Source organism: Streptomyces eurythermus, assembly GCF_014649115.1.
Taxonomy (GTDB): Bacteria; Actinomycetota; Actinomycetes; order Streptomycetales; family Streptomycetaceae; genus Streptomyces; species Streptomyces eurythermus.
This window is the reverse complement of sequence record NZ_BMSK01000007.1, coordinates 166,930-180,044: the sequence shown is the minus strand read 5'-3', so window position 1 is coordinate 180,044 and position 13,115 is coordinate 166,930. Positions and strand designations below refer to the sequence as shown.

Annotated in this window: 13 protein-coding genes; all 13 read right to left on the bottom strand. The window is 71.6% G+C overall.

What is annotated here, in order from left to right; genetic code table 11:
* Positions 1 to 12: 12 nt before the first annotated feature.
* Entirely contained in the window at positions 13 to 1,815 is a 1,803-nt protein-coding gene (ggt, locus tag IE251_RS15380) for a gamma-glutamyltransferase (RefSeq protein ID WP_189753504.1), read from the bottom strand.
* Between the two features lie 283 nt (positions 1,816 to 2,098).
* Complete coding sequence (locus IE251_RS15375; protein ID WP_189753503.1) at positions 2,099 to 2,977, bottom strand: amino acid ABC transporter permease; 879 nt, start codon at positions 2,975 to 2,977, stop codon at positions 2,099 to 2,101.
* Positions 2,974 to 3,618 carry an amino acid ABC transporter permease gene (locus IE251_RS15370; RefSeq protein WP_189753502.1) on the bottom strand — a complete coding sequence of 215 codons (645 nt, stop codon included), beginning with the start codon at positions 3,616 to 3,618 and terminating at the stop codon, positions 2,974 to 2,976. The genes IE251_RS15375 and IE251_RS15370 overlap by 4 nt, the downstream gene beginning before the upstream one ends.
* Complete coding sequence (locus IE251_RS15365) at positions 3,615 to 4,541, bottom strand: glutamate ABC transporter substrate-binding protein (protein WP_189753501.1); 927 nt, start codon at positions 4,539 to 4,541, stop codon at positions 3,615 to 3,617. The genes IE251_RS15370 and IE251_RS15365 overlap by 4 nt, the downstream gene beginning before the upstream one ends.
* A 17-nt stretch (positions 4,542 to 4,558) precedes the next feature.
* Positions 4,559 to 5,302 (bottom strand): amino acid ABC transporter ATP-binding protein, encoded by a 744-nt coding sequence (locus tag IE251_RS15360; RefSeq protein ID WP_189753500.1) that lies wholly within the window; start codon positions 5,300 to 5,302, stop codon positions 4,559 to 4,561.
* Positions 5,303 to 5,450: 148 nt separating this feature from the next.
* The gene (locus IE251_RS15355) at positions 5,451 to 5,870 is read right to left on the bottom strand and encodes a DUF6278 family protein (protein ID WP_189753499.1); all 420 of its coding nucleotides are present in this window, start codon (positions 5,868 to 5,870) and stop codon (positions 5,451 to 5,453) included.
* Between the two features lie 15 nt (positions 5,871 to 5,885).
* The gene (locus IE251_RS15350) at positions 5,886 to 6,665 is read right to left on the bottom strand and encodes an exodeoxyribonuclease III (RefSeq protein WP_030787698.1); all 780 of its coding nucleotides are present in this window, start codon (positions 6,663 to 6,665) and stop codon (positions 5,886 to 5,888) included.
* A gap of 35 nt (positions 6,666 to 6,700) precedes the next feature.
* Positions 6,701 to 7,336 carry an MBL fold metallo-hydrolase gene (locus tag IE251_RS15345; RefSeq protein WP_189753498.1) on the bottom strand — a complete coding sequence of 212 codons (636 nt, stop codon included), beginning with the start codon at positions 7,334 to 7,336 and terminating at the stop codon, positions 6,701 to 6,703.
* A gap of 38 nt (positions 7,337 to 7,374) precedes the next feature.
* Positions 7,375 to 8,676, bottom strand: coding sequence for a bifunctional 3-oxoadipate enol-lactonase/4-carboxymuconolactone decarboxylase PcaDC (gene pcaDC / locus IE251_RS15340; protein WP_189753497.1), 1,302 nt, complete (start codon positions 8,674 to 8,676; stop codon positions 7,375 to 7,377).
* Between the two features lie 143 nt (positions 8,677 to 8,819).
* Positions 8,820 to 9,497 (bottom strand): HdeD family acid-resistance protein, encoded by a 678-nt coding sequence (locus IE251_RS15335; protein ID WP_189753496.1) that lies wholly within the window; start codon positions 9,495 to 9,497, stop codon positions 8,820 to 8,822.
* A 141-nt stretch (positions 9,498 to 9,638) separates the two neighbouring features.
* Positions 9,639 to 10,907: a cytochrome P450 gene (locus IE251_RS15330; RefSeq protein ID WP_189753495.1), complete on the bottom strand. Its 1,269-nt coding sequence runs from the start codon at positions 10,905 to 10,907 to the stop codon at positions 9,639 to 9,641.
* A 62-nt stretch (positions 10,908 to 10,969) separates the two neighbouring features.
* Positions 10,970 to 12,373 (bottom strand): NAD(P)/FAD-dependent oxidoreductase, encoded by a 1,404-nt coding sequence (locus IE251_RS15325; RefSeq protein WP_189753494.1) that lies wholly within the window; start codon positions 12,371 to 12,373, stop codon positions 10,970 to 10,972.
* On the bottom strand, positions 12,370 to 12,588 hold the full coding sequence (locus IE251_RS15320) for a ferredoxin (protein WP_189753493.1): 219 nt from the start codon (positions 12,586 to 12,588) through the stop codon (positions 12,370 to 12,372). Before IE251_RS15320 ends, IE251_RS15325 begins: the two co-directional genes overlap by 4 nt.
* Between the last annotated feature and the right edge of the window lie 527 nt (positions 12,589 to 13,115).

The window sequence follows — 13,115 nt, the reverse complement described above, 5'->3', positions numbered from 1 at the left end:
GACTCCGGAGGACTACTTCGCCGGGCGCACCACCATCGCCGAGCCGCCGCCGCGCCGTACCTTCTCGGCGGCGGCCAGCCACCTGCCGTCCGGCAGGCGCTGCACGCCGGTGGCGGCGCCGATCTCGGGGATGGGGGTGAACGAGTGCCCGATGGCCTCCAGACGGTGCCTCAGCTCGCTGTCGTACAGCCCTGGTTCCAGCTCGGTCCGCGCCGCGTTGCGCTGGCTGGCGCGCGGTGCGGCGATGGCGTCGACCAGCGGCAGACGCCGGTCGAGGAACCCGGTCAGGGTCTGCAGCACGGTGGTGATGATGGTGGCGCCGCCGGGGGAACCGACCGCCACGACGGGCCGGCCCTGGCGGTCCAGCACGATCGTCGGGGCGACCGAGGAGCGCGGGCGCTTGCCCGGGCCGGGCAGGTTGGGATCGTGGACGGCCGGATTGGCGGGGGCGAAGGAGAAGTCGGTCAGCTCGTTGTTGAGCAGGAAGCCCCGGCCGGGAACGGTGATGCCGCTGCCGCCGGTCTGCTCGATGGTGAGCGTGTAGGCGACGACGTTGCCCCACTTGTCGGCCACGGTCAGATGGGTGGTGTTCTCGCCCTCGTAGGTCGTCGGGGCCGCGGTGCCGCCCTTGCCGCAGGGTGCGGGCCGGCGCGGGTCGCCCGGGGCGAGCGGACTGGTGAGGACGGCGTCGTCCTTGACGAGGCAGGCGCGGGAGTCGGCGTACCGCTGGGACAGCAGCTGCCGGGTCGGTACGTCCTCGAAGGCCGGGTCGCCGACCCAGCGCCCGCGGTCGGCGAAGGCGACGCGGCTCGCCTCGATGAGGCGGTGCAGATACCGGACCTGGTCCGCCTTCGACAGGTCGGTCCGCTCCAGGATGTTGAGGGCCTCGCCGACGGTGGTGCCGCCGGAGGAGGACGGGGCGATGGAGTACACGTCCAGACCGCGGTACGAGGTCCTGGTCGGGGCCTGGAGCCCCGCGCGGTAGACCGCGAAGTCCTTCTCGGCGAGCTTGCCGGGGCGGGCGTTCCAGCCGGAGGCGGGGTCCACGGGCGGGTGTTCGACGGCCTTGACGATGTCGTCGCCTATGTCCCCGCGGTAGACGGCGGCCGTGCCCTCGCGGCCCAGCTGTTCGTAGGTGCGGGCCAGTTCGGGGTTCTTCAGGGTGGAGCCGACGACGGGGAGCCGGCCACCCGGCAGGAACAGCTTCACGGTGTCGGGGAAGTAGCGGAACCGGGTCTCGTTGGCCGCGGTCTGCGCCCGGAAGGTGTCGTCCACCGTGAAGCCGTCGCGGGCTATTCGCTCGGCCGGTTTCAGGACCGTACGCAGCTTCTCGCTGCCCCACTCCTCCAGGGCCTTCTGCCAGGTGGCGGGGGTGCCCGGGGTGCCGACGCTCAGCCCGCTGGTGACGGCCTCGGCGAACGGGAGCGGTTTGCCGTTCTCGGTGAACAGGCCGGAGTCCGCGGCGAGCGGCGCGGTCTCGCGGCCGTCGATGCTGTGGACCGTACGGGTCTTCGCGTCGTAGTAGACGAAGTAGCCGCCCCCGCCGATGCCCGAGGAGTAGGGCTCGGTGACGCCGAGCGCGGCGGCCGTGGCGACGGCCGCGTCCACCGCGTTGCCGCCGCGCCTGAGGATCTCGATGCCGGCGGCGGAGGCGTCCGCGTCGACGCTGGCGACGGCTCCTCCGTAACCGACGGCCACGGGTGTCTTGGTGGCCGTCTCTGTCGCCGGCGCGGCGGGGGGCGCCGCCGCCCCCACCGACACCATGGCGGCCGTGACCGCCAGAACCGCCAGTTTCCGCTTGTCTGGGCGACCCATGCGTACCTCCCGTCGGGACAGTCCGCGCAGCGTAACCAGAACGGTGCTGTACCGACAGTACGCCGGGGTGCCCCGCCCCACCATGCCGGATGTCGAACACGCGTACGGCACGGGCGTGGTCGGGCCGGTGGCGGATGTCACACCGCCGAGCACAACCCGTCCGGCGCGCAGCTGACCTTCTCCCCGCTGCGGGGACGACCCGTCACAGGTGTCCGTCCCGCTCCGCGAGCAGTGATCTCCGGCTGCCGCCGGACGAGCCTGGCCCGTTGAACTGCCGCCCCCCTCAGGGTTCCGGGGCCATGGGGGGCTCCCCACCGGGCAGCAGCGCCCCAGGGCCGGCCGGGGCGTGAGCCACCGCCTCGGTCTTGGGGCTGCGCTGCTCACGGCGGGACACCCAGCCGGCGAACCACGAGAGCAGCATGCACATCCCGATGTAGATCGGCGAGATCACCATCACTACGGGGATGAACGGCAAATCGTAGTCGAGGTTGGAGGCGATGAGTTTCCCGGCATGGAGAAACTCCTCGTAGGTGATGAGGAAGCCGAGGGAGGTGTCCTTCAGCGCGACCACCAACTGGCTGATGATGGCGGGCAGCATGGCGCGCACCGCCTGCGGCACGAGGACGTGCGTCATGACCTGCGTCTTGCGCATGCCGAGCGCGAACGCGGCCTCCCGCTGGCCGCGTTCGACGGCGTGCACGCCGGAGCGGAAGACCTCGGCGAGGACCGAGCCGTTGTAGAGGGTGAGCCCGGCGACCAGCGCGGGCAGCGGCTGCACCTTCAGCGCCACGAAGATGAAGAAGATCATCACCAGCACGGGCATGGCCCGGAAGAACTCCACGACGAGCGTGGCGAGCGCGCGCACCGGCCGGTGGTCCGAGAGCCGGCCGGTGGCCAGCACCCCGCCGAGGGCCAGGGAGAGGACGGCCGCGATCGCGAACGCCTTCAGGGTGTTGCCGAGGCCGCGCAGCAACAGCAGCTGGATGCCCTGGTACTCGAAGGGCAGCCACTTGGTGGCGGTGAACTGGCCGGTGTGGAACAGCAGGTAGAGGATCCAGGCGAGCAGCGCGAGGAGGACGGCGGTGGACAGGACGCCGTAGAGGGCGTGGCGCCGCCGGGTGCGGGGGCCCGGGACGTCGTAGAGCGCGGGGGCGGCGGTCATCGGGCGACTCCCCACCTGCGCTCCAGCGCGTGGAACAGGGCGCTGATGGCGAGCGTGATGATCAGGTAGCCGACGGCGATCCAGACGAACGTCCAGACGATGTTGTAGCCGAGTTCGTTGAGCGTCTTGTACGTGCCGAGCAGTTCGGTGACGCTGAAGGCGCCCGCGATCGCGGAGTTCTTGGCGAGCGCGATGAGGGTGGAGCCGACGGGCGGGATCACGGACCGGAACGCCTGGGGCAGCACGACCAGGGACAGGGCCTGCCCGAAGGTCATGCCGAGGCTGCGGGCCGCCTCGCCCTGCCCCCGGGGCACGGTGTTGATGCCGGAGCGCAGCGCCTCGCAGATGAAGGCGGAGGTGTAGCAGCCGAGGGCGAGCACCGCGAACACCTTGAAGGGCAGGACGAGTCCGAACCGGGGCAGTCCGAGCAGCACCGCGAAGAACAGCAGGGTGAGCGGGGTGTTGCGCAGCACGGTGACCCACGCGGTGCCGAAGATCCGCAGGGAGCCGACGGGCGCGACCCGGAAGGACGCCATCAGGAAGCCCAGCGCGAGGGCCAGCAGGGAGGCGTAGACGGTCAGTTCGAGGGTGCCGAGAAAACCGGCGCCGTAGGCCGAGAAGTTGTCTGTCAGTACGTTCATGCCGTCCTCGCTCGGCCCGCCGGGTAGCGGTCGATGGCGGGCGGGTGGGGTGCGGGCACGCCGGACAGGCCGAGCGTGGCGTCGTACGCCTTCTTCCAGTCGCCGTTCTTCTCGCGGGCCGCGAGGGCGTCGTCGAGGGCGAGGCGCAGGGCGTCGTCGCCGTGCGGGACGCCGATGCCGTAGGGCTCCTTGGAGAACGGCTTTCCGGCGAGCTTCAGTTCGTCCGGGACCTTGGCCGCGTAGCCGATGAGGATGGCGTCGTCGGTGGTGACCGCGTCGACCTGGTAGGTGAGGAGGTTGTCCACGCAGACGGAGTAGGTGTCGTAGGCGACCAGGACCGCTTTCGGGTAGTCGGCCTTGATGCGCTGGTACGGCGTGGAGCCGGCGGCCGAGCAGACGCGTTTGCCGGCGAGGTCCTTCGGGCCGTGGATGGTGTTCTCGTCCTTGCGCACCAGCAGCGACTGGCCGGCCATGTAGTAGGGGCCGGCGAAGCCCACGAGTTTCTTGCGGTTGGGGTTGATGGTGTAGGTGCCCACGTAGTAGTCGATCTGGCCGTTCTGCAGGGCGGTCTCGCGGTTGGCGGAGGCGATGGTGCGGAACCGGATGCTCTTCGGCGCGAGGCCCAGCGAGGCGGACATCATCCTGGCGATCTCGATGTCGAAGCCGGAGTAGGTGCCGGTGGCCGGGTCCTTCTCGCCGAGGTAGGGCTGGTCCTCCTTGACGCCGACGACGAAGTGGCCGCGCCGCTTGGCCCGGGTCCAGGTCCGGGAGGCGGGCAGGCGGACGTCCCGGGCCACCTGGTAGTGCGGGAGTCTCCCGGCGGCCGGTCCCTTGCCGGGCGGGCTGCCCTCCCTGCCGCAGGCGGCGGCCAGCAGCACGAGCAGCGCGCACAGGGCGCGGGGCACACGGGTGGTACGGCACATGGGTCGCGGTCCCCCGGTCAGTGCTTGAGGATCTTGGAGAGAAAGTCCTTGGCGCGGTCGCTGCGCGGGTCGGTGAAGAACTCGTCCGGGCTGCGGTCCTCCACGATCCGGCCGTCGGCCATGAAGACGACGCGGTTGGCGGAGGCACGGGCGAAGCCCATCTCGTGGGTGACGACGACCATGGTCATGCCCTCCCGGGCGAGCTGCCGCATGACCTCCAGCACCTCGTTGATCATCTCGGGGTCGAGGGCGGAGGTGGGCTCGTCGAAGAGCATCGCCTTGGGTTCCATGGCGAGCGCGCGGGCGATGGCGACGCGCTGCTGCTGGCCGCCGGAGAGCTGGGCGGGGTACTTGTCGGCCTGGTTCAGCAGGCCGACCCGGTCCAGGAGTTCGCGGGAGCGCCGGTCGGCCTCCTGCCGGCCCCGGCCGCGCACCTTGACCTGGGCGAGGGAGACGTTCTGCAGGACGGTCCTGTGCGCGAAGAGGTTGAAGGACTGGAAGACCATGCCGACCTCGGCGCGCAGCCGGGCGAGGGCCTTGCCCTCCGCGGGCAGCGGCCGGCCGTCGAGGGTGATGGTGCCGGACTCGATGGTCTCCAGCCGGTTGATCGTCCTGCACAGCGTCGACTTGCCCGAGCCGGACGGGCCGATGACCACGACCACCTCCCCCTTGCCGACCGTGAGGTCGATGTCCCTCAGGACATGCAGCTCTCCGTAGTACTTGTTGACGTTGCGCAGTTCGATCAACGGATCGACGGCCATCCGCAGCCCCACTCGCTCTCGGCTGTGTCGTGGTTGCCGCAACCTATCCAGCCGGCCGTGCGGCCGGGGCACGACACGCATCCTCAGGGCATTAGCCGTATTTACGTCAGCGGGCGGCCGGGGGTGGGGCCAGTGGCGGAGGGCGGGGTCAGTCCTCGGCGATCTCGGCGTACAGCTGGGACAGCTCGGGGACCCCGGTCGCGGCCCACTCCTGCCCGGCCGGCACCACCTCCACCGTCCGGCCGGAGGCGAGCCGTACGACGGGTTCGCCGTCCGAGCGGATCCGCCAGGCCGCGCCGGGCACCGTGCGCACCACGACCGTGCCCAGGTACAGCCCGGCGTCATGGCCGAGCCAGGGCAGGATCTCGGGGTCGTCGCGCCAGCGCGGGTCCATCTGGTCCAGGGCCTCCAGGGAGGCCGGGGTGTCGTCGAGGCGGACACCTCCCCGGGCCGCCTGCGCGCGCAGCAGATCGCACTCGGACAGCAGCGCGGCGACCGCCTCGGGGTCGGCGGGCGGCGCCGCCTCACCGTTCTTGTCGTGCCGGGGGCCCAGGAACGGAAGACGCATGCCCCCAGCGTGGCATCACACGTCCAGGTCGACCACCACCGGCGCGTGGTCGGAGGCACCCTTGCCCTTGCGCTCCTCGCGGTCGACGTAGGCGTCCTTCACGGCCTTGGCGAACGGCTCGTTGCCGTAGACCAGGTCGATGCGCATGCCGCGGTTCTTCGGGAAGCACAGCTGGCGGTAGTCCCAGTACGTGAAGGGCCGGTCGTACTTCAGCGGGCGCGGCACGATGTCGTCCAGGCCCGTCTCGCGCAGGGCGGCGAGCGCGGCGCGCTCGGCGGGGGTGACGTGGGTGGAGCCCTCGAACGCCGTCACGTCGTGGACGTCGTCGTCGGTCGGCGCCACGTTGTAGTCCCCCAGGACCGCGAACGGGCGGCTGCCCCGCGCGTCGCCGTACACGGCCGCCTTCAGGGCCTCGAACCACTGGAGCTTGTAGGCGTAGTGCGGGTGCCCCACCTCGCGGCCGTTGGGCACGTACACCGACCAGACGCGGACCGGGCCGCAGGTCGCCGAGATGGCGCGCGGCTCGGTCACGCCGTCGTAGCCGGGGTCTCCGGGCAGGCCCTTGACCACGTCCTCGATGCCGACGCGGGAGAGCACCGCCACGCCGTTCCACCGGCCGGTCGCGTGGACCGCCGATTCGTAGCCCAGCTCGCGCAGCTGGTCGAACGGGAACTGCTCCTCGGCGATCTTGGCCTCCTGGAGGCAGAGCACGTCGGTGCCGCTGCTCTCCAGCCAGGCCAGCAGCCGGGGCAGGCGGGCGGTGATCGAGTTCACGTTCCAGGTGGCGATGCGCATGCCTCACAACCTACCCGGAGCCTGTGACAACGGGCTCAGACCTCCGCCGCCGCCCCGGGCACCAGCCGCTGGTGGTCGGTGCCGCCCAGCCGGCCGAGGTGGCCGCCGTAGATCGGCACGGCGAGGTCGGTGAGCAGGGCGTCGTGGACGTCGTAGGCGCGCCGCGGGGCGACCTCGCGGACGTAGTCGATCACCTCGGAGATCTTGTTCCAGGGGGCCATCACCGGCACCAGCAGCGTCTCCACCGGGTGGTCGGGGACGGTGAGGGCGTCGCCGGGGTGGAAGACCGCGCCGCCGTCGATCAGGTAGCCGACGTTGGTGACGCGCGGCAGGTCGGGGTGGATCACCGCGTGCAGCTCGCCGTGCACCTGGACGTCGAAGCCGGCGGCGGTGAAGGTGTCGCCGTGGCCGACGGTGTGCACCCGGCCCGGGAAGGCGGCCGTGATCCGCTCCGCGACGGACTTCAGCGTCCAGATCTCGGCGGCCGGGTTGTTCTCCATGGCGGCCCGCAGCCGGAACTCGTCGAAGTGGTCCGGGTGCTCGTGCGTGATCAGGACGGCGTCCGCGCCGAGCGCCGCGTCCTCCTCCGAGAAGGCGCCCGGGTCGATGACGAGCGTGCGGCCCTCCTTGTCGAGGCGGACGCAGGCGTGGGACTTCTTCGTGAGCTTCATGTCTCCCATCTTCACGCCCGCGCCCGCCGCGCACGGCACTACTCGGCGGGTGTGGTCTCCTCGCGGATGACCCGCTGGGCGACCCGGAACGCGCTGTTCGCGGCCGGCACCCCGCAGTAGACGGCGGTCTGCAGCAGCACCTCGGCGATCTCGGCGGGGGTCAGCCCGCTGCGCAGGGCCGCCCGGGTGTGGGCGGCCAGCTCCTCCAGGTGGCCGCCGGCGACCAGCGCGCTCAGCGTGACGCAGCTGCGGGTACGGCGGTCCAGGCCCGGCCGGTCCCAGATCTCGCCCCAGGCGTAGCGGGTGATGAAGTCCTGGAAGTCCCCGGAGAACTCGTCGGCGTCCGCCAGCGTCCGGTCCACGTGCGCGTCGCCGAGCACCTCGCGGCGGATCTTCAGCCCGGTCTCGTACCGGTCGGGCGCTCCGTCGGCCTGGGCCGGTACGGCGGCCGGGGCGATCTCGCCGACCGGCGCGGCCTGCGCCGGCACCACGGGGGCGGGCGCCGGGACGGCGGGCGCGACGGCGGCCGGCAGAGCGGTCTGCCCGGTGTCGAAGGGCTGCTGCCAGGCGGTGGAGAAGTGGTGGACGAGCAGGTCGGTGACGGCGGCGGGCTGCTCGACCGGCACCAGATGGGAGGCGCCGGGCACGACCGCGAGCCGGGCGTCGGGGATGCCGGCGACCAGGGTACGGGCCTCCGCCGGGCCGGTGACCTGGTCGTCGGAGCCGACCAGCACCAGCGTCGGCACACCCACCCTGCCGAGCTCGGGCCGTACGTCGAAGGAGGCCAGCGCCTCGCAGGCGGCGATGTAGCAGCCCGGGTCGGTGGTACGGACCATCTGCACGGCCCACTCGGTGATCGCGGGCTGCGCGGCGGCGAACCCGCCGGTGAACCAGCGGTCGGGCGCGGTCCGGGCGATCGGGTCGAGCCCATTGGTACGGACCACCACCCCGCGCTGCCGGAACTCGTCCGCGGTGCCGAACCGGGGGGAGGCCGCGACCAGCGCGAGCGAGGCGAGGCGCTCGGGGTTGCGCAGGGCCAGCTCGATGCCGACGGCGCCGCCGAGCGCGCAGCCCGCGTAGCCGAAGCGCTGCACGCCGAGCGCGTCCAGGGTGGCCAGCAGCCGGGCGGCGAGGTCGGCGACGGAGCCGGCGGGGTGCGCGGGGGCGCCGCCGTGCCCCGGCAGGTCGAACCGGAGCACCCGCCACTGCTTGGCCAGCTCCGGCACCTGGCGGTCCCACATGTGCCAGGTGGTGCCCAGTGAGGGACCCAGAATCAGTACGGGAGCCTCTTCCGGCCCGTCGAAGCGGTATTGCAGGGTGTTCGGTGGTGTCTCACTCACGCCCCAGACCTTCTCACGTCTCACGACCGCCCCTGTAACGGAGGTGACGACTGCACAGGTCCGGCCAGGTGGCTGAGCTCCCGGGCCGCGTTCGCCTGCCGGTCGGCGTTCAAGCGGGGCCCGGGGCCTCGGCTTCCCAGCGGTCAGTGCTGGGGGTGCGGACGCGCGTGGAACAGGGGGCGCCGCCCGGAGGCCGTGCCGGCGGCCAGACGGCCGAGCTCGGCGCGTGTGCTGACGGCACGGACCACTTCGGTCAGGCCGACGACGATGGCCATGATGCCTGCCACCAGGGTGAGTGTCGTGATGGAGGCGAACGGCATGACGATCATCACGATGCCGGCCATGGTGCCGATGATGCCGAAGGCCACGTGCCAGCCACGGCCTGGCATGGTCTCGTCGGAGGCCGCCGCGACCGTCTCCAAGGTGCCCCGGAGCAGCCAGCCGAAGCCGATCCACAGGGCGAGCAGGAAGACCGACTCGAGCGGACCCCGGAGACAGACCAGTCCCAGCAGGACGGAGGCCGCGCCGCTGATGAAGTGCAGCACGCGAAGATGCCGGGGGACGTGGGTGCCGAAGGCGGCGGCGAGCTGGAAGACACCGGTGGCCAGCAGGTAGACGCCGAAGAGCACGCCGACGACGCGGAGCGTCTCGCCCGGCCAGACCAGGGCGATGACGCCCAGGGCGATGGTGGCGAGGCCCATGGTGAGCAGGATCTGCCAGCCCGCGTTCGCGAGGGCGGCGATGCCCTGGGCCGCGGGCCCCTCCCGTGGCTCGGTGCCGCGTGACGGAACGGGGCCGGGGGAAACGGAAGGAGATGTCATGGCACCTGCCTCCTTCTGTGAGCAGCGTGGCACGTCACCACAGGTCCATCGTCACCCGATCGGCCTCATGACGCCCGGTGGAAGCGGGTCTCCCGGCCCTGACGGCAGTCGACGCACACCCCGCGGCCCCGGGACCGCTGGTCAGTCGCGGATGCCGTCGATGTCGACGAGGACATGCCGTGGGCCCCGGAAGATCTGGTTGTGCCGGTACGGCGGCGGGTCCTCGACCAGCCGGGGATTCCGTACCCGGCGGACGAACTCACCGACCGCGATCTGGACCTCCAGACGCGCGAGCGGCGCACCGAAGCAGAAGTGGATGCCCTGGCTGAACCCGAGGTGTTCGTTGTCCCGGCGTTCGAGGTCGAGCCGGTCGGGGTCGGTGAACCGTTCCGGGTCACGGTTCGCCGACCCGTACACCAGGAAGATCGGTGCGCCCGCCGGGATGGTGGTGCCGGCGATGTCGATGTCCTCCACGGCGGAACGGGTGTGCCAGAACTGCACCGACGACTCGAACCGCAGCAGTTCCTCCACCGCGGGCACGATCAGCTCGGGCCGGCGGCGCAGCTTCTCCAGCGCGTCGGGGTGCCGCAGCAGGGTGAGGACGCTGTGGGCGATGAGGTTGACCGTGGTTTCGTGCCCCGCGAAGATCAGGAGCAGGGCGTTGCTGGCGAGGACGCCCTTGGGCATCCGCCCTTCCGGGCCGTTGTCGTTCGCCATCGCGGAGAGCATGCCCGGGCCGGGTTGCCGGGCGTACCGGTCGAGCAACGCGTCCGCGAACCGTGCGAACTCCTGTACGGCCTGGCGCCCTCCGGCACGTCGGCTGCGGATCTCTTCGGAGGCTGCCTCGGGGCCGAAGTCCAGGGCGTCCAGGGCTGTTTCGACCCAGTGGTGGAAGCGCGGCTCGTCCTCCATCGGCACGCCCAGGACCTTGCAGATCACCGTCACCGGCAGGGGGTAGGCGAAGTCGTCGACGGCGTCGATCCGGTTCTTGCCCTTCATACCGTCCAGGAGGCCGTCGACGATGCGGCGGATGTCGGGCTCCAGGTCGGAGATCAGGTGGGGCGCATGGGGCGGGCCGACGAAGTGCGGCATCATCATCCGGCGGTCCCGGTCGTGCTCGGGCGGATCGCAGGTGATGATGTTCGGCTCGGTCAGCACCTCCCTGATCGGCTCGGCCGCCTGCTCCTCCGAGCCCTCCGCCTGGGCCGCGGCCGGGGCGGGGCGCTTTCGTGGATCCGAACTGACCCGGGGGTCGTGCAGCAGCGTGACGATCTCCCGGTAGGTGCTCACGACGTAGGTCCCGTCCGGCTGGCGCGCCACCGGTGTCTTGCGGAGTTCCTCGTAGAAGGGATACGGGTTGGCGCGGTTGGCGTAGCGGAGGGCCTGTTGCCAGGGGGTTTCCTCGACCACGGGGCTCCCCTCCTTCCTCCTGTCGGTGCGGTCCGCTTGCGGGCCGGGGCCGTCGGGCCGGGTCAGTGGCGCCGGGGCCGGAACTCCGCCGTCCGCTCGCTCGGGGCATGGCCGGTCAGGACGACGTCGGGAATCGCCGTCGGGACCCTCGGGTCCGGGAACTCGGCCGGCATCGGCTCGGTGTCGGCCGGCTGGTCCCAGCCCGACGGCGGAGGCGGGAACGGACCGGACCGCTCGATCAGCCGGGCGTAGTACTCCAGCCACTTGCCGTGGTCGAAGGTCACGGCGGCGACGATGCGGCCCCGGCGCCCGTAGGCGGCGGCGAACCGCCGGTCCTCGACGGAGCCCTGGGTGAAGACGATCTCGTCACCGAAGGGAGGCACGCCGACGGACTTGATGTTGACGCCGAACTGCCCGGACCAGAAGCCGGGCAGCAGCAGATGCGGCCGGTAGTGGGGCTCGAGGTTCACCATGTTGTGCGCTGTGACCTCGGCGCCGAAAACAGCGTTGTCCCAGTGCTCCATGGCGAGGAACTGGTACTCGTACAGCACGTGCGGTGCCCGCGCCACATCGCCTGCCACGAAGACGCTGTCGGTGACCACGCCGTTGATGTCGAAGGCCCGTCCACCGGCGTCGCACCCCACGCCCCAGAAACCTGCCGCCAGCCCGGAGCCCTCCAGCCACTCCACGTTGCGGATCGAACCCAGCGAGGCCACCACCACGTCGGCGTCGACGACCGTTCCGTCGGACAGACACGCACGCCGCACGTGCCCGCCGGAGTCGCCCTCCAGTGACGACACGCCCAGGCCGCAGCGCAGGTCCACGCCGTGATCGCGCTGCAACCGGGCGGCGATCCCCCCGATCACCCCGCCGAGCGCGCCGACCAGCGGCGCCGAACCCCGCTCGACGACGGTCACCGGGATGTCGAGCTCCCGGCACACGGAGGCCACTTCCGAGCCGATGAACCCGGCGCCGATGACCACGACCCGGGACGGCGACTCGGAGAACTCCTTCTGCAACCGTGCGGCGTCGTCGCGCGAGCGAATCGTGTGGACGCCCTCCAGTGCGGCCTCGTCCGGGTTCGGCCACTGCCGCGCGCGGGTGCCCGTGGCGATCAGCAACCGGTCGTACGGCACCTCCTCACCGTCGGCCAGCCGCACCCGCTTGGTGACCCGGTCCAGCCCGACGGCGGCCACCCCGAGGCGCCAGTCCGCATCCACTTCCCGCATACGGGGCAGCTTGGTGTGGTCTGCCGGCACCCAGCCCTTGAGCACCTGCTTGGACAGCGGCGGACGGTCGTAGGGCTCGTACGGTTCGTCCCCGATGATGGTCAGGGAACCGGTGAAGCCCTCCCCGCGCAGCGTCTCCGCCGCCCGGAGCCCGGCCAGGGAGGCCCCCACGATGACGATCCGGCCGCTGGCCCGGAACTCGCGCACCAGCTCCGCGACCGTCGCCCTCAGGGTCATGACGTCGTACTCCCCTCCGCGCCGTCCAAGCGGTCGATCATGATCGCCTGCACCGGGCAGGCCGCGGCTGCCCGCTCGACCCGCAGGCGTCGCTCGTCATCGGGATTCGGCTCATAGGTGAGCGCTTCCTGACCGTTCAACCTGAAGACCTCGTGCGCCAGATACACGCACTGCGCGTATCCCTGGCACCGGTTCAGGTCCACGACGATTCGCATGGGCGGACTCCCTCGGGCAGACGAGCTTCTCGGGGCGGAAGGCGCTCCGGGACGCGCGGTGGTCTCCGCCGTAGCCATGGCCGTCCCCATCGTCTTTCGCGGGTCCCGTCAGGAAGGCGCGAGGTGGATGGCCGTCGCCGGGCTCGGCAAGCGGGGTGCGGCGCGGTCCTCAGGTGTCACCGCAACCAGGATCGGGGAAGACCGGCGGCTGTGACCGGGCGGCCGGCAAGCCTATGGGCGAAAGGCACACGGCGCGTCGTGGACTGCGGCCTTCGCTCGAAAAGCCTAGTCCCGCCCGCGCTGCACGGCATGTCGAGCGAGGGACGGCAGAAGCGACCGGCGCTCTGATCCACCGTTACGTGCCCCGCCGTCGGCCCCCGTGCGGCCTTCCTCCGTCAGACCAACCTCCGCAGGGTGCGACGGAGCAGACTGCGGGCCGAGCGCAGTGCGGGGCGGCCCGCTGCGGGAGGGACGGTGCCGGGCCGGATCAGTGGCGACTCGGACATGGCATGCCTGCGTCCAGCGAT

What these genes read in the sequence shown, in the direction of transcription:
- IE251_RS15370 (WP_189753502.1), bottom strand. Translation starts at nt 3,618, where the DNA reads ATGAACGTACTGACAGACAACTTCTCGGCCTACGGCGCCGGTTTTCTC.
- IE251_RS15350 (WP_030787698.1), bottom strand. Translation starts at nt 6,665, where the DNA reads ATGCGCATCGCCACCTGGAACGTGAACTCGATCACCGCCCGCCTGCCC.
- ggt (WP_189753504.1), bottom strand. Translation starts at nt 1,815, where the DNA reads ATGGGTCGCCCAGACAAGCGGAAACTGGCGGTTCTGGCGGTCACGGCC.
- IE251_RS15320 (WP_189753493.1), bottom strand. Translation starts at nt 12,588, where the DNA reads ATGCGAATCGTCGTGGACCTGAACCGGTGCCAGGGATACGCGCAGTGC.
- IE251_RS15360 (WP_189753500.1), bottom strand. Translation starts at nt 5,302, where the DNA reads ATGGCCGTCGATCCGTTGATCGAACTGCGCAACGTCAACAAGTACTAC.
- IE251_RS15375 (WP_189753503.1), bottom strand. Translation starts at nt 2,977, where the DNA reads ATGACCGCCGCCCCCGCGCTCTACGACGTCCCGGGCCCCCGCACCCGG.
- IE251_RS15325 (WP_189753494.1), bottom strand. Translation starts at nt 12,373, where the DNA reads ATGACCCTGAGGGCGACGGTCGCGGAGCTGGTGCGCGAGTTCCGGGCC.
- IE251_RS15355 (WP_189753499.1), bottom strand. Translation starts at nt 5,870, where the DNA reads ATGCGTCTTCCGTTCCTGGGCCCCCGGCACGACAAGAACGGTGAGGCG.
- IE251_RS15345 (WP_189753498.1), bottom strand. Translation starts at nt 7,336, where the DNA reads ATGAAGCTCACGAAGAAGTCCCACGCCTGCGTCCGCCTCGACAAGGAG.
- IE251_RS15365 (WP_189753501.1), bottom strand. Translation starts at nt 4,541, where the DNA reads ATGTGCCGTACCACCCGTGTGCCCCGCGCCCTGTGCGCGCTGCTCGTG.
- IE251_RS15335 (WP_189753496.1), bottom strand. Translation starts at nt 9,497, where the DNA reads ATGACATCTCCTTCCGTTTCCCCCGGCCCCGTTCCGTCACGCGGCACC.